Origin of the sequence: Aeromonas sp. s7(2024) (assembly GCF_040907825.1) — a bacterium.
Taxonomy (GTDB): Bacteria; Pseudomonadota; Gammaproteobacteria; order Enterobacterales; family Aeromonadaceae; genus Aeromonas; species Aeromonas veronii.
In genome coordinates, this window is sequence record NZ_JBFOCM010000021.1 from 47,596 (window position 1) to 63,013 (window position 15,418).

The following is a 15,418-nucleotide window of genomic DNA, read 5'->3' on the forward strand; positions in this document are numbered from 1 at the left end:
CATTGTCGCTAACTAATTGGCTGCCAACTGATTGGTTGCCAACTGATCATTGCCAATCTGTGACAGCAAACGGATGATAACGGCGGGCCCTGCGCCCGCCGCTTTCCCTTAATGCAAAGAGGATTTTCTATGGGCACCATCTTCACCCGCTGGATGGCCATCGTGCTGGCTGGTCTGCTGCTGCAAGGCTGCGGCTTTCACATGCGCGGCAACGGCATTCCGAGCGAGCTGATGACCATGAAGGTCGTGGGCGACAACAAGAGCGACTTCTACCGGATGGTTACCACCCGTCTGAAGGCCTCTGGCGTGACGCTGGCCGACAAGGAGGGCATTCCGGTGCTCACTCTGGGCGGTGTAGGCAGCACCAGTCAGGTCGCCTCGGTCAACGCGCTGGGGACGGACACCGAATATGTGCTGGGCTTTGGTACCCAGTTCACCATCTCGGTACCGGGCAAGCCGACTCAGGTCTTCCCCATCAACTTCAACCGCAGCTTCCTCAACAAGCCGGATGCAGCGCTCGCCTCCTCCCGTGAGCAGGAGCAGCTCAACCGCGAAATGCAGGAGCAGGCGGCCAATCAGGTGATCCGGCAGTTGAGTCAGGTCAGCTTCTGATGCGGATTTACCCGGAACAATTTGGTGACCACCTCAAAGCAGGGCTTCGGCCCTGCTATCTCGTTTTTGGCGACGAGCCCCTGCTGCGACTGGAGGCCATCGACGCCATCCGTCAGATCGCCCGCAAGCAGGGTTTCGATGAGCGCCACACCTTCGTGGTGGAACAGGGGCTGGACTGGAATCAGGTCTACGATGCCTGTCAGGCCATGAGCCTCTTCTCCGCCCGTCAGATCATCGAACTGGAGCTGCCCGCCAAGGTGGACAAGGATCTCGCTGCCCGCATCAGCGAAATTGGCAAGCAGCTTCATCCCGACCTGCTGCTGGTGCTGAGTGGCGGTCGCCTCAACCAGACCCAGATGAAGGCAGCCTGGTTCGACAAGCTCTACCAGATTGGCACCTATGTGCCGGTCAACCATCCGGAGCCCAAGTTCTTCCCGCGCTGGATGAGCGCCCGTTTTGCGCGTTTCGGCCTCAAGGCGCTGCCGGATGCCATCAACTTCATGTGCCACTCCTACGAGGGCAACCTGCTGGCCGCCAGTCAGGAGATCGAGAAGCTGACCCTGCTCTCGCCGCCCCAGCCCATCAGCGTCGCCTATCTGCAAGAGACCATTATCCGCCACGCCCACTTCACCCCGTTCCAGCTGGTCGATACCCTGCTGGAGGGCAAGGTGAACCGGGCCCAGCGCATTCTGGCCGCCCTGCGGGCCGAAGGCACCGAGCCGGGCATGCTGGCCTGGACCCTTTGCCGCGAGCTGGAGCAGCTGACCGAGCTGTCGTTGGCGATGCGCAACGGCCAGCCGCTGGGTGAGCACTTCAGCCGCCTGCGCATCTGGCAGAGCCGCCAGCAGCTCATTCAGCAAGCACTGACCCGCCTGCCGTTTGCCAAGTTGCAGCAACTGTGGCAGCTGATGGCCCAGCTGGACGACGCCCAGCGCCGCTTCGATACCGAACAGGCCTGGCTGATGCTGCAGACCATTGCCCTCGGCTTTCGTGATGGCACCCCGCTGCCGCTGGTGATGGAGAGCAGCCCGTGCTGAAGGCGCCTGTCGGTTTGCTTGGCGGCACCTTCGACCCCATCCATATCGGCCATTTGCGCCCCGCCATCGAGGCGCGCGATGCGATAGGTCTGGCCGAAGTACGGCTGATCCCGAACCATATCCCGCCCCACCGTGCCAATCCGTTCTGCTCCAGCGAACAGCGCCTCGCCATGGTCAAGCTGGCGGCAGCGGAGAACCACCACTTTGTGGTGGATGAGCGGGAGCTGAGACGGGACAAGCCCTCTTACACCATCGATACCCTGATCGAGCTGCGTCGTGAACTGCCCGATACGCCGCTCTGTTTTCTGATGGGGATGGATTCCCTGCTGAGCCTGCCAAGCTGGCACCGCTGGCAGGAGCTGCTCGACCATGCCCATCTGGTGGTGAGCGTGCGGCCGGGCTGGCAACCGGATTATCCGACCGAGGTGGCGCAGCTGCTGGCGCGCCATCACACCACGGATGCCAACGCGCTGCATCAGCGTCTGGCCGGTCATATCTGGCTGGCGGACAACCAGCCCATCGAACTGTCAGCCACCCGACTGCGGGCCTTGCTGGATGCGGGGCAAGACACCCGCTACCTCTTGCCCGAGTCGGTTGCGCACTATATTGATCAACAGGGGCTCTACCGCGCCAACCGCCGCTAGCCCCTGTCGTAATCCCGCCCCACCCGATGGGAAACGGGAGTGACCATGATATAATCCGCCGCCCTGACGCAAACGCTGCGCGCCGGAATACAGGAGAGACTCATTGCAAGGCCAAGAATTGCATGCCTTTATCATCGACAAGATCGATGACATGAAAGGCCGCGACATCATCACCCTCGATGTACGCGGCAAATCCAGCATTACTGACACCATGATCATCTGTTCCGGCAACTCCAGTCGTCACGTCAGCGCCATTGCCCACCATCTGGCCAGCGAAGCCCGCCACGCGGGTCTGGATCTGCTGAGCGTGGAAGGGCAACTGAGCGGTGAATGGGTGCTGGTAGATATGGGCTCGGTGATCGTGCATGTGATGCAGGATGAACACCGTGACTTCTACCAACTGGAAAAGCTGTGGAGCGGTGCCGCTCAAATGAATACGCAATAAGAGCACAAGTGTAACGACCATGAAGATCCAGTTGATTGCGGTGGGCACCAAGATGCCCGCCTGGGTAGAGCATGGCTTCGAAGAGTATCGTCGCCGCTTCCCCAAAGACATGCCGTTTGAACTCGTCGAGATCGGCGCAGGCAAACGGGGCAAAAATGCCGACATTCCGCGCATCCTGCAGAAGGAAGGGGAAGCCATGCTGGCGGCTGCGGGGCGCTCGCGCATCGTCACCCTCGACATTCCGGGCAAGCCCTGGACCACGGAGCAGCTGGCTACCCAGCTGGAGGCTTGGAAACTCGATGGCCGCGATGTCGCGCTGCTGGTAGGCGGGCCGGAAGGCTTGTCCCCCGAGTGCAAGGCTGCCGCCGAACAGAGCTGGTCACTGTCACCGCTCACCCTGCCCCATCCGCTGGTGCGGGTGCTGGTGGCCGAGAGCCTCTATCGGGCCTGGAGCATCACCACCAATCATCCGTATCATAGAGAGTGAGCCATGCGTCTCTGGAGTCTCACCGCTCATATTCACCCCTATCACAGAGAGTGAACAATGCAGTTCCTGCTCTTATTGCCCCCAAGGGTCTTGAGGTAAAGGCATGCTGAAACAACGCATCGAAATGCGCGATCACAGTGCCGAGGGCAATCTGTTCTTCCGGCGCACCCTGGTAGCCTACATCGGCATCGTCGTGCTGATGCTGGTGCTGCTGGGCAATCTCTATTATCTGCAGGTCGAGTCCTACGACACCTACCAGACTCGCTCCAACTCCAACCGTATCCGCGTGGTACCGGTGGCGCCGCCACGGGGCCTCATCTATGACACCAACGGTGTGCTGTTGGCAGAAAATCGCCCGGTCTACAGTCTGGAAATTGTGCCGGAAGAGACCAAGGATCTCGAAAAAACCGCCGACCAGCTGATCACCCTGCTGGGTCTGCCGGAGGGCACCAAGGAGAAGTTCCTCGCCGAAGTGAAGCGCCAGCGCCGCTTCAAGCCGGTCGCCCTCTACGAGAAGCTGACCGAATATCAGGTGGCCCTCTTCTCGGTCAACCAGCATAACTACCCGGGCGCCAGCATCGAGGCCTACCTCAAACGCTACTACCCGTTTGGTGACACCCTCACCCACGCTTTGGGCTATGTGGCCAAGATCAATACCCGTGACGTGGAGCGCCTAGAGAAGGAAGAAAAACTCGCCAACTATGCGGCCACCAAGGATATCGGCAAGCAGGGGGTTGAGAAGTATTACGAGGATGAGCTGCACGGCGTGGCGGGCTATCAGGAGGTCGAGGTGAACAACCGCGGCCGGATTGTCCGCACCCTCAAGTTCCAGCCACCTATTCCGGGCAAGGATATCTACCTCAATATCGACGTCCGGATGCAGCTCAAGGCCCAGCAACTGCTGGCTGGCCAGCGCGGTGCCATCGTGATGATGGACCCGAAAACCGGCGCCATCCTGGCCCTGGAGTCGAGCCCGAGCTATGACCCCAACCTGTTCGTGACCGGTATCTCCAGCGCCAACTACTCGGCGCTGCTCAACGATCCGGCGCGGCCGCTGGTCAACCGCACCACCCAGGGCATTTATGCCCCTGCCTCTACCGTCAAGCCCATGATGTCCATCATGGGTCTCAACGAGGGGGCCATCACCCCGGGCTACCGCTATTTCGGCGGCCCGAGCTTCTCCATTCCCGGTACCACCAAGAAGTTTCGCGACTGGCGCCGCTGGGGTCATGGCTGGCTCGACGTCTATCGCGCCATCGAGGTCTCGGCAGATACCTACTTCTACGATCTCGCCTATCGGGTCGGCATCGACAAGATCCACAGCTATATGACCAAGTTCGGCTTCGGTCAGTACACCGGGGTCGATCTTTATGAAGAGACCAAAGGAGTCATGCCGTCCCGTGACTGGAAGATGGCCCGTTGGCGCCAGCCCTGGTATCAGGGTGACACCATCTCTGTCGGTATCGGTCAGGGCTACTGGAGCGCCACCCCGCTCCAACTGGCCAAGGCGATCAGCATCCTGACCCAGAATGGTCACGACGTCACCCCGCACCTGCTCAAGAGCACAGCCTCCCAGGCGGGGGTGGTCGATGCCCCCATCAACCCCAATATCGCCCTCAAGCTCAAGAACGACAGCTTCTGGAAAGTGGCGCAGGATGGGATGTGGCGAGTCAACCATGGCAGTGAAGGCAGTGGCCGTCACTCGTTTGCCAAGGCGCCTTACTCCTCAGGCGGCAAATCGGGCACAGCCCAGGTAGTCGGTTTGAAGGAAAATCAGGTTTACAACATCAAGACGGTCAAGGCGGAGCATCGCGATAACGCTTTGTTCGTTGCTTATGCCCCCTTCGAGGCACCCAAAGCGGTGGTAGCTCTGGTACTGGAAAACTCCATCGGAGGTGGTGGTGGTCGAGCTGCATCGCCCATTGCACGCCAGATGCTGGATGCCTATCTGCTGCCCCCTGATCCGCAACTGCCACCGGCACCGGAAAAGCCGTCCCAACCGAGTGAGGTCGCTCCCAATGAGTAATTCTGCCCGCCAGCAGAGCATCTGGTACAAGCTGCATATCGACTTGCCCCTGCTGCTCGGTCTGCTGGCCGTGATGACCCTCTCCATGGTGGTGCTCTACTCCGCCTCCGGTCAGGATATGGACTCCATCGTGCGCCAGCTGGTGCGCGGCGGTCTCGCCTTTGCCCTGATGATCGGCCTGGCCCAGCTGCCCCCCTCCCTCTACGCCCGCTGGTCGGTGCCGCTGTTCGCCGTGGTGGTGCTGATGCTGATTGCGGTGGACGTGTTCGGCCACATCGGCAAGGGGGCCCAGCGCTGGCTCGATCTGGGCTTTATGAAGTTCCAGCCCTCCGAGGTGATGAAGCTCTCCATGCCCATCATGGTGGCCGCCTGGCTCAGTCGCCACTCGCTGCCCCCCAAGTTCAGCCATGTGGTGATCGCCCTCATCATGGTGCTGCTGCCCACCCTGCTGATCGCCGCCCAGCCTGACCTTGGCACCTCCATTCTGGTGGCCGCCTCCGGCTTCTTCGTCATCTTCCTGGCGGGGCTCAGCTGGTGGCTGATCGGCTTGGCGGTCCTGCTGATGCTGGCCTTTATGCCGGTACTCTGGTTCTTCCTGATGCACGACTACCAGCGCCAGCGGGTGCTGATGCTGCTCGACCCGGAGAAAGACCCGCTCGGCCGCGGCTACCACATCATCCAGTCCAAGATTGCCATCGGCTCCGGCGGCGTCTTCGGCAAGGGGTGGCTGCAAGGGACCCAGTCCCAGCTGGAATTCCTGCCCGAGCGACATACTGACTTCATCTTCGCGGTATTCAGCGAAGAGTTCGGTCTGGTGGGGGTTGCCCTGCTGCTGGTGCTCTACCTCTACGTCATCAGCCGCTGCCTGTTTATCTCGATGCAGGCCCAGAACAGCTTCGAGCGGCTGCTGGGCGGTGCCATCACCCTCACCTTCTTCGTCTATGTGTTCGTCAACATGGGCATGGTGAGCGGCATCTTGCCGGTGGTGGGGGTACCCCTGCCGCTGGTGAGCTATGGCGGCACCTCCATGGTGACCCTGATGGCCGGCTTTGGTATCCTGATGTCCATCCAGACTCATAGAAGACTGCTCGCCTGATGAAACGGGCCGGATTGCTGCTCTCGCTCGCCACCACGATGGCGACCGCCGCCGTGGCGCCGGATCGGTTGGCCCTGCTCGCCGACCAGCAGCAGGTGCCGCTGGCGGAATTGCAGGCTGCCGTCGCCCGCGCCCAGTTACGGCAGGAGGTGCTCGACACCATCAGCAAGCCGTGGGAAGCCAAACCCTGGCATCGCTACCGGCCGCTGTTCGTTACCCCGGATCGGATCCGTGACGGCCAGCTGTTCTGGCAACAGCATGCCGCCACGCTGGCGCGAGCCGAGCAGACCTATCGGGTGCCCGCCTCGCTCATCGTGGCCATCATAGGGGTCGAGACCTTCTATGGTCGCCAGATGGGCCGTCATCCGGTGCTCGATAGCCTCTACACCCTGGGGTTTCACTACCCCGAGCGGGCCGACTTCTTTGCCAAGGAGTTTGCCCAGCTGGTGGTGCTGGCCAAAGAGGAAGGGTGGCAACTCGATACCCTCAAGGGCTCCTATGCCGGCGCCATGGGAATGGGGCAGTTCATGCCCTCCAGCTATCGCCACTATGCCGTCGACTTTGACGGGGATGGCAAGCGCGATCTGTTTGCCAACCCGGTCGATGCCATCGGCAGCGTGGCCAACTATTTTGCCAGCCACCAGTGGCGCTGGGGCGAATCCGTGGTGGAACCGGCCCAGATCGGGTTGATGGCAGTCGAACCTCTACTCAGGCCTGAGCCCGAGTTAACACAACAGTGGTCAGAACTGGCGGCGGCAGGGATTGAGCTCGCCACGCCGCTGGCCCCACAGACGCCGGTCAAGTTGCTGGCGTTTGCCCAAGCCGATGGACCGGAATACTGGGTCGCACGGCATAACTTTTATGTGATCACCCGTTACAATCGCAGCCCACTCTATGCGATGGCGGTGTATCAACTTAGCCAAGCCATTCAGGAAGCGTATGCATCTTCGTCACAAACTCCTCCCGCTCAGCCTGAGCTTGTTGCTGGCCGCCTGTAGCAGCCAGCCGGAACAGAGCGCCCCCGTCGAGCCGCAAGCACCGGTCAGCAAGCCACCCGTTATCGAGATCCCGCAAGCCACCGGCGCCATTCCGCGCCCCGAGCCCCTGAGTGCCAGCGGCAACCGGGACTACTGGATCGGCAAGCAGAAGCACGAGGTGTGGCGCGACATCAAACACTACAGCGAAGAGGGCACCGCCAGCTGGTTGTCGCCGGATCTGGACGGCCAGAAGACCGCCAACGGCGATGTGCTGGACAGCAAGCTGTTCAGTGCCGCTCACCGCAACCTGCCCATCCCGAGCTATGTGCGGGTCACCAATCTGGACAACGGGCTGGAGACCATAGTGCGGGTCAACGATCGCGGCCCGTTCAATAGCCCGCGCCTGATCGACCTCTCCTACGCAGCGGCCAAGCAGCTGGAGATGGTCGATAGCGGTGAGGCCCGAGTACGGCTGGAACTGATCAGCGACACCCCGGATCAGATGGTAATCATGGAGCCAATGAAGCCCATCGAAATGACTCCGACCACCCCAGCTGCGGCCTCCAGCACACTGTCGCAAGATGGCTTCCTGGGTGAACCGACCGCGCTGGCGATGGCCACTCCCGCCGCCGAACCAGCTCCTGTCAAGGCACCCGCCGCCAAGCCCGCCAAAGCGGCACCTGTCAAGCCAGCGCCTGCCAAGGCCGCAGCGCCCGCCAGCAGTGGGGATGGCAAGATGATCCAGGTACTGGCCAGCGGCTCCCGGGATCGGGCCGAGGCGATGGGCAAGGTGATGACCCAGCGTTACGGCGTGCCTTACCGGATCGATGCTCATGGCGCCATTTTCCGGGTGCTGATTGGCCCGGTCGCCGCCGACCAGCAGGCAAGTGTGCTGGAAAAAGTACGTCAGGGCGGGCTGGAACAGGCCTTTATCGTGCCCTGAGCGCCCCACTTTGCCGCGGATGTGACTAACCGCTTACTCACTGTCATCACGTCGTTTTATGGCGTGATGACAGGGAGTGATGGATAAAAAACCAGTTCTGATCGCCATCTCGGGCTATAACCTGCGGGCGCATCTGGTATAGTTAGGCCCGCATTTTATCCCCATCTGGCTCGCAGGAATTTCAAGATGTCCAAATTTGCCCGTTCAGTTCTTCTGGCCTCACTGATCAGCGTAACCGCCCAGGCCAATACGCCGGTGCCGACACCGACCCCGAATGCCATGCCCATGGTGGTTCCCGCCGCGCCGGAGATCTCCGCCAAGGCCCATATTCTGATCGACTACTACTCCGGTCAGGTGCTGGCCGAGCAGAACGCCGAAGAGCGTCTGCCGCCCGCCAGTCTGACCAAGATGATGACCTCCTACATCATCGGCCAGGAGCTGCTGAAGGGGAACATCAAGCGCACCGACATGGTGACCATCAGCCAGAACGCCTGGTCCAAGAACTACTCTGACTCCTCCAAGATGTTTATCGAGGTGGGCAAGCAGGTCTCCGTCGATGATCTCAACAAGGGCATCATCATCCAGTCCGGCAACGATGCCTGCGTCGCCATGGCCGAATTCCTGGCGGGCAGCACCGACTCCTTCGCCAGCCTGATGAACAGCTGGGCCGCCAAGCTCGGCATGAACGACAGCCACTTCATGAACCCGCACGGTCTGGATGCGGAAGGTCACTACAGTACCGCTCACGATATGGCCCGTCTGGGTCAGGCGCTGATCCGCGACCTGCCGGAGGAGTACAAGATCTACTCCCAGAAATCCTTTGTGTTCAACGGCATCACCCAGCACAACCGCAACCGTCTGCTGTGGGATCAATCCCTGCAGGTGGATGGCATCAAGACCGGCCACGTCAGCCAGGTCGGCTATAACCTGGTCTCCTCTGCCACCAACAACGAAGGCATGCGCCTGATCGCCGTGGTACTGGGCGCCAGCAGCGAAGCCTCTCGCGCCGCCGAGAGCAAAAAACTGCTCACCTACGGCTTTCGCTTCTTCCAGAGCCTGACCCCGTACAAGGCAGGCACCGAGCTGGTCACCCAGAAGATCTGGATGGGCGACAAACCGGAAGTGAAACTGGGCGTCGACAAAGATGTCTCCGTGCTGGTCACCCGCGGTCAGGGCAACAACCTGAAGGCTGACTTCCAGCTCGACAGCGAACTGAAAGCGCCGCTGGCCAAGGGTCAGCGCGTCGGTACCGTGTTCCTGAAGCAGGGCGACAAAGAGATCAAGCAGGTGCCGCTGGTTGCCCTGGAAGAGGTGCAGGAAGGTGGCTTGATGAGCCGTCTGTGGGACTATCTGGTACTGCTGGTCACCAGCTGGTTCAAGTAATCCAACGCACAATCCTCACCAAACAGCGGCGCCAACAGGCGCCGCTGCTGTCTGTGACGGACAAAGGCAGTGAATAACCCTGTAAACTGCAGGTTCCGCCTTACCCTGATTTGTGGTAAAAAGCAGCACTTCCATCCTTGTCTGACCGATCCTGGCCTTGATCCCGGTCCGGGCAGCGCCCATATAGTTATGAGCCGTGCCCATATAGACTTGAAATGGCGGCCTCCACGGGCCATCGGCCACTAGCCATCCAAGATGAAGTCATCCCGGTGATGACGCAAAAGGTGAGTAAATGAATACCAAGTTTGATGAACTGCTGGAGTTTCCCTGCAAATTCCCGTTCAAGGTACTCGGCGTTGCCGACCCGGCACTGCCGGAAATGGTGGTTGAAGTGCTGCAGCAGCACGCCCCCGGCACCTACAGCCCGACAGTCCAGCCCAGCTCCAAGGGCAACTACCACTCGGTCCGCGTGACCGTGACTGCCCAGAGCAAAGAGCACATCGAAGCGATGTACCACGCCCTTGGCAAGATCGAGCTGGTGAAATACGTACTGTAATTTCTCTCTCGCCCCGTTCTGCGGGGCGACTGTTTTTGGCCGCAGCACGCCGCGAGGACGCCATGTCATCCCAGATCCCCGCCCAGTCCAGCCTGATTGTCAGGCAGCTGGGTCGCCGCCCCTACCAGCCGGTATGGGACGCCATGAAAGCCTTCACCGACAACCGCACCAGCGACACCCCGGACGAGTTCTGGGTGGTCGAGCACGATCCCGTCTACACCCAGGGCCAGGCCGGCAAGGCCGAACACCTGCTCAATCCGGGCAATATCCCGGTGGTGCAGAGCGATCGCGGCGGTCAGGTGACCTATCACGGCCCGGGCCAGCTGGTGCTCTACGTACTGGTGGATGTCCGCCGCTGCAAATTCTCGGTTCGCGAGCTGGTGACCGCGCTGGAGACAGCCATCATCAATACCCTCGCCAAAAGCGATATCCAGGCTTATGCCAAGGCCGATGCCCCCGGGGTCTATGTGAAAAATGACCTTGGCATGGAGGCAAAACTGGCCTCGCTGGGGCTGCGCATCCGCAAGGGGTGCTCGTTCCACGGGCTGGCCCTCAACATCAACATGGACATGACCCCCTTCCTGCACATCAATCCGTGCGGCTATGCGGGCATGGCCATGACCCAGACCAGCGCCTTGGGCGGCCCGCAGAGCGTGGCCGAGGCGCAATCCATTCTGGTGGCCGAGCTGGCTCGCCTGATTGGCTATCAAACAATAACAAACACCGAGAGTGAATCATGAGCAAACCCGTTCGTATGGAGCCGGGCGTCAAGCTGCGCGATGGCGACAAGATGGCCCTGATCCCGGTGAAATTCATGCCGGATCCCAACGAAGAACTCCTTCGCAAGCCGGACTGGATGCGGATCAAACTGCCCCCCTCCAGCCAGAAGATCGAACACATCAAGAGCACCTTGCGCAAGAACAAGCTGCACTCGGTCTGTGAAGAGGCCTCCTGCCCCAATCTGGCGGAGTGTTTCAACCACGGCACCGCCACCTTCATGATCATGGGCGCCATCTGCACCCGCCGTTGCCCCTTCTGCGACGTGGCCCACGGCCGCCCGCTGGCACTCGATCCGGAAGAGCCGAAGAAGCTGGCGCTGACCATCAAGGAGATGAACCTCAAGTATGTGGTGATCACCTCGGTGGACCGCGACGATCTGCGCGACGGCGGTGCCCAGCACTTCGCCGACTGCATCCGCGAGATCCGCGAGCACAGCCCGCAGACCCGCATCGAGATCCTGACTCCGGATTTCCGTGGCCGAATGGAGCAGGCCCTTGAGGTGTTCCGCGAGACCCCGCCGGACGTCTTCAACCACAACCTGGAAACCGCACCGCGCATGTATCGCGTTGCCCGCCCGGGTGCCGACTACAAGTGGTCGCTGGAGCTGCTGCGCCGCATCAAGGAGATGCACCCCCACGTACCGACCAAATCCGGTCTGATGATGGGCCTTGGCGAGACCAACGAAGAGATCGTCGAGGTGCTCAAGGATCTCCGCGCCCACGGCGTCAACATGCTGACCCTGGGTCAGTATCTGCAGCCGAGCCGCCACCACCTGCCGGTGAAACGCTACGTGCCGCCAGCAGAGTTTGACGAGCTGAAAGATGTCGCCATGGAGTTGGGCTTTACCCACGCCGCCTGCGGTCCTTTCGTTCGCTCTTCCTACCATGCTGATCTGCAAGCCAAGGGCGAAGAGGTCAAATGATCTCGCACGACAGAGTGGCCAAGTAACCGCCACCCTCACAATAAAAAAGAGCGCCTATTGGCGCTCTTTTTGTTGGTATCACTGACAGTTGCAGCTTGATGTACTCAGTAGCCTTGGTCGAAGATCCCCTGCTGATGCCAGCGTTGCAGCTGGGCCAGCACCCGGGTCTCTCGCGCCGTCCACTGGGGACAGGGTCCCGCCAGCTGGGTCTTGTTGGTTTGCAGCGCTTCGTCGAGGGCAAACCAGCCGGGCACGAAGCCAAGGCGGATCTCGTAGGGCTGCGGCTGCGGGGCCACCAGCTGATCGCCAATCCGGCACAAGTAGTAGAGCGAGCGGATACAGTAGGCATCAAACCCCGGCTCGCGGGCGGCGCGATATTCACGGGTCTCGCCAAGCAGGCCCCCCACTTCCCGCAGCTCGGCACCGCACTCCTCCAGCAGCTCGCGAGCGAGCGCCACATGGTGGCTCTCCCCCGCTTCAATGCCGCCCCCGGGGAACATCAGATCGCCATTGACCCGGGAGTGCACCAGCAGCAGCTCGTCACCACGGGGCACCACGGCGCGCACCGTGAGGCGCTCCAGAGTACGGCCATCGGTACGTACCTCGCCATGAACGAAAGAGAGATCGAACGGATTGGGCCAGCAGCTGGCCGGGGAGAACATCGTCATCACTGCATCAGGGCCGGTAGTTGCCATGCTTTAGCTGCTCGACAATTTCGGCAGCCCGCACATCGTAACCATCCTGCTCTGTCTTGCTCAGGGTGTGGTAGATGCCAAAACGCTTGGCTGAGACCTCGGGGCTATCCTGAAACGACTCGCTCACCTTGCCCCACAGATAGGCCAGCCCATACTGTTTCTGGCCCATATAGAGGGTGCTGAGGGAGGTGAATATGCGGCTGTTCACCTTATCTCCCTCCTGATAGAGGGAGAGTCCGTGCTGCAGGGTGGCGATGGCCTTTTCGGGGTCGCTCTTGGCGTAGATACCGCCGAGCGCCAGTTGCAGCTCGGGTTCATCCAGCGCCTTGGTGCCTTCCAGCGCCATAAACTGCTGACGAGCCAACTCGTTGGTGTTGTTGGTCCAGTGCCAGAGCAACAGGTAGGGCTCTTGCGAATTGCGGGTCGCCGCATCGAGCTGAGCCAACTGATCCCCGGCCGCCAGCATACCCTCGACCCGTGGACTCTTCTGCTCGCGGGCATTCTTGTATTCAATGCTGGTGGAGCGCTCGGCACACTTGAGATAGCGCTCAAGGTTGCGCATCAGCTCGTACTTGCGCCGATCCGTCCCCTCTTCCTTGAGATAGAAGCGACTGCGGATCACATCGGTACGCTCGTAGCGACACCAGCCATCGTCCACCAGATCCTGGCAGAGCTCGGGATGATTGCCACAGATATTGTGGATCCGATCGTCATTGCAGCCAGCCACGGCAAGGCCGACTGAAAGCATGATGAAGGTCTGTCGCAGGGGGAAATTGGCCATGGTTCACATCTTGTTGGTAACGCGGGTTGGTAACAACTGGCGCCTTTACGGGCCACCTCCGGCTAGCAAACCGGTTACATATCCATTACAATGCGCGCGCCATATAAGGCCGCGATTGCAGAATAATATAACGAAATATACACCCCTACACTGATCTGCATTCGACGAATTTTCTATTTACACCAACAACGTGAAATAAAGGATCTGGTCAATGACCCACGAGCACTACTTGCAAGCGTGGCAGGAGAGCCAGGAGCTCGCCGAAGCCATGCAGCCCTTGATTGGTCGCCTCTACCGACAACAAGGGGTCGAGATCACCCTCTACGGCCGCCCGCTGCAAAACGCCTCCACCATCGATATCCTCAAGGCCCACCGGGTCGTCCGCCGCCACCAGGGCGCGCCCCTCCCCATCCAGCAAAGCTTCCCCCTGCTTCAGGCCATCGTTGCCCTCAAACCCACCGCCGCCGAGGTTGACCTTGGCAAGCTGGCGGTTGGTTACTGGCAGGATCATCAGGATGAGGCGGGGATCGAGGACTATCTGCAAGCGCGACTGGCTCCGGCCCTTGGCCGCAGCCAGATGCCGCAGCCGACCGACGTGGTGCTCTACGGCTTTGGCCGCATCGGCCGCCTGCTGGCCCGCCTGCTGATCGAGCGCACCGGCGCTGCCAATCCGCTGCGTCTGCGCGCCATCGTGGTACGCGGTGGTCGCGACGGGGATCTGGAGAAACGCGCCAGCCTGCTGCGCCGCGACTCGGTGCACGGTCCCTTCAATGGCTCCATCGAGGTGGATGTGGAGCGCAGCGCCATCATCGCCAACGGCACCTTCATTCAGGTGATCTACGCCAATAGCCCGGCCGACATCGACTACACCGCCTACGGCATTCACGATGCGCTGATCGTCGACAACACCGGCGTCTGGCGTGATGAAGCTGCTCTCTCCGAGCACCTGAAGGCGCGCGGTGCTGGCAAGGTGCTGCTGACCGCCCCCGGCAAGGGCGAGATGAAGAACGTGGTGTTCGGGGTCAACCATGAGGTGATAGGCCCGGGTGACAGGATCATCTCCGCCGCCTCCTGTACCACCAATGCCATCACTCCGGTGCTCAAGGTGATGCAGGAGCAGTACGGCATCCGCCACGGCCACGTGGAGACGGTCCACTCCTACACCAACGATCAGAACCTCATCGACAACTATCACAAGGGGGAGCGCCGCGGTCGCAGCGCCGCCCTCAACATGGTGATGACCAGCACCGGCGCCGCCAAGGCGGTGGCCAAGGCGCTGCCCGAGCTCAAGGGCAAGCTGACCGGCAACGCCATCCGGGTGCCGACCCCCAACGTCTCGCTGGCGATTATCAATCTGTCGCTGGAGCAGGCCACCGATCGGGAGAGCCTCAACGCCTATCTGCAGCAGATGGCGCTAAGCTCGGCCCTCCATCGCCAGATCGACTTCAGCGCCAGCACTGAGCTGGTCTCCTCCGATATGGTGGGTTCCCGTTATGCGGGCATCGTCGACTCCCAGGCGACCATCGCCGAGGGGGATCACTGCGTGCTCTACGTATGGTATGACAACGAATTCGGGTACAGTTGTCAGGTAGTGCGGGTGATGGAGCAGATGGCTGGCGTAGTCCGCCAGGATCTACCGGCATAGCCCGCCAGGAGCTGCCGGGCTGACCCCGAAGTTTATGGCTCAATAGTTCAAGGAGAAGGCCGGATGTCGTTTCAACAGGGTGAGTTTTTACAAGCAATCAGGCAGATGCCCGAAGAGGTGTACGAGCGGCTCAAGACCGCAGTCGAGCTTGGCAAGTGGCCCGATGGCAAGCCCCTCACCGACGAGCAGAAGGCCACCTCCCTGCAAGCCGTGATGGCCTGGCAGGCGATGCATCTCGACAACCCGGAGCACATGAACATCGGCCGTGACGGCGAGATCGTGATGAAGAGCAAGAGCGAGCTAAAGCGTCAGTATCGCGACGAGGAAGAGATAGTGCGGGTCGACCTCAACCACTGAGTCTTACCCGGCAGGCCGCCCGCTGCGGCCAC

17 protein-coding genes are annotated in these 15,418 nt (G+C 61.1%); 15 read left to right on the forward strand and 2 right to left on the reverse strand.

Annotated features, from left to right (window positions below):
• Positions 1-129: 129 nt before the first annotated feature.
• The 13 genes from lptE (at position 130) to lipA (ending at position 11,908) form a co-directional block, all read left to right on the forward strand.
• Complete coding sequence (gene lptE, locus AB5Y73_RS08865) at positions 130-612, forward strand: LPS assembly lipoprotein LptE (protein ID WP_005335160.1); 483 nt, start codon at positions 130-132, stop codon at positions 610-612.
• The gene (gene holA / locus AB5Y73_RS08870; protein WP_107683551.1) at positions 612-1,649 is read left to right on the forward strand and encodes a DNA polymerase III subunit delta; all 1,038 of its coding nucleotides are present in this window, start codon (positions 612-614) and stop codon (positions 1,647-1,649) included. The genes lptE and holA overlap by 1 nt, the downstream gene beginning before the upstream one ends.
• Positions 1,643-2,293, forward strand: a complete 651-nt coding sequence (gene nadD, locus AB5Y73_RS08875) for a nicotinate-nucleotide adenylyltransferase (RefSeq protein ID WP_107683550.1) — start codon at positions 1,643-1,645, stop codon at positions 2,291-2,293. The genes holA and nadD overlap by 7 nt, the downstream gene beginning before the upstream one ends.
• 103 nt (positions 2,294-2,396) lie before the next feature.
• Positions 2,397-2,738 carry a ribosome silencing factor gene (gene rsfS / locus AB5Y73_RS08880; RefSeq protein ID WP_005335165.1) on the forward strand — a complete coding sequence of 114 codons (342 nt, stop codon included), beginning with the start codon at positions 2,397-2,399 and terminating at the stop codon, positions 2,736-2,738.
• A 19-nt stretch (positions 2,739-2,757) separates the two neighbouring features.
• Positions 2,758-3,225, forward strand: coding sequence for a 23S rRNA (pseudouridine(1915)-N(3))-methyltransferase RlmH (rlmH, locus tag AB5Y73_RS08885; RefSeq protein WP_005335166.1), 468 nt, complete (start codon positions 2,758-2,760; stop codon positions 3,223-3,225).
• A gap of 103 nt (positions 3,226-3,328) precedes the next feature.
• On the forward strand, positions 3,329-5,251 hold the full coding sequence (gene mrdA, locus AB5Y73_RS08890) for a penicillin-binding protein 2 (RefSeq protein WP_005335168.1): 1,923 nt from the start codon (positions 3,329-3,331) through the stop codon (positions 5,249-5,251).
• A complete protein-coding gene (rodA, locus tag AB5Y73_RS08895) occupies positions 5,244-6,347 on the forward strand; it encodes a rod shape-determining protein RodA (RefSeq protein ID WP_005335170.1) in 1,104 nt (367 codons plus the stop codon). The genes mrdA and rodA overlap by 8 nt, the downstream gene beginning before the upstream one ends.
• Entirely contained in the window at positions 6,347-7,345 is a 999-nt protein-coding gene (gene mltB, locus AB5Y73_RS08900) for a lytic murein transglycosylase B (RefSeq protein WP_107683549.1), read from the forward strand. Before rodA ends, mltB begins: the two co-directional genes overlap by 1 nt.
• Positions 7,287-8,267, forward strand: coding sequence for a septal ring lytic transglycosylase RlpA family protein (locus AB5Y73_RS08905; RefSeq protein ID WP_181497114.1), 981 nt, complete (start codon positions 7,287-7,289; stop codon positions 8,265-8,267). The genes mltB and AB5Y73_RS08905 overlap by 59 nt, the downstream gene beginning before the upstream one ends.
• A gap of 186 nt (positions 8,268-8,453) precedes the next feature.
• Positions 8,454-9,650, forward strand: coding sequence for a D-alanyl-D-alanine carboxypeptidase family protein (locus tag AB5Y73_RS08910; protein WP_005335176.1), 1,197 nt, complete (start codon positions 8,454-8,456; stop codon positions 9,648-9,650).
• A 292-nt stretch (positions 9,651-9,942) separates the two neighbouring features.
• Complete coding sequence (gene ybeD, locus AB5Y73_RS08915) at positions 9,943-10,206, forward strand: DUF493 family protein YbeD (protein WP_005335178.1); 264 nt, start codon at positions 9,943-9,945, stop codon at positions 10,204-10,206.
• 62 nt (positions 10,207-10,268) lie between these two features.
• A complete protein-coding gene (lipB, locus tag AB5Y73_RS08920; RefSeq protein ID WP_040066806.1) occupies positions 10,269-10,946 on the forward strand; it encodes a lipoyl(octanoyl) transferase LipB in 678 nt (225 codons plus the stop codon).
• On the forward strand, positions 10,943-11,908 hold the full coding sequence (lipA, locus tag AB5Y73_RS08925; protein ID WP_005335190.1) for a lipoyl synthase: 966 nt from the start codon (positions 10,943-10,945) through the stop codon (positions 11,906-11,908). Before lipB ends, lipA begins: the two co-directional genes overlap by 4 nt.
• 104 nt (positions 11,909-12,012) lie before the next feature.
• Here the strand turns inward: lipA and AB5Y73_RS08930 are convergent, their stop codons facing one another.
• The gene (locus AB5Y73_RS08930; protein WP_107683543.1) at positions 12,013-12,576 is read right to left on the reverse strand and encodes an NUDIX domain-containing protein; all 564 of its coding nucleotides are present in this window, start codon (positions 12,574-12,576) and stop codon (positions 12,013-12,015) included.
• Positions 12,577-12,583: 7 nt separating this feature from the next.
• The gene (locus AB5Y73_RS08935; protein WP_107683542.1) at positions 12,584-13,384 is read right to left on the reverse strand and encodes a DUF2989 domain-containing protein; all 801 of its coding nucleotides are present in this window, start codon (positions 13,382-13,384) and stop codon (positions 12,584-12,586) included.
• A gap of 211 nt (positions 13,385-13,595) precedes the next feature.
• Between AB5Y73_RS08935 and AB5Y73_RS08940 the strand changes: the two genes are divergently transcribed.
• Together AB5Y73_RS08940 and AB5Y73_RS08945 are read left to right on the forward strand one after the other, a co-directional pair.
• Positions 13,596-15,029 (forward strand): glyceraldehyde-3-phosphate dehydrogenase, encoded by a 1,434-nt coding sequence (locus AB5Y73_RS08940; RefSeq protein ID WP_107683541.1) that lies wholly within the window; start codon positions 13,596-13,598, stop codon positions 15,027-15,029.
• Between the two features lie 63 nt (positions 15,030-15,092).
• The gene (locus AB5Y73_RS08945; RefSeq protein ID WP_005335194.1) at positions 15,093-15,386 is read left to right on the forward strand and encodes a YeaC family protein; all 294 of its coding nucleotides are present in this window, start codon (positions 15,093-15,095) and stop codon (positions 15,384-15,386) included.
• Positions 15,387-15,418 lie beyond the last annotated feature (32 nt).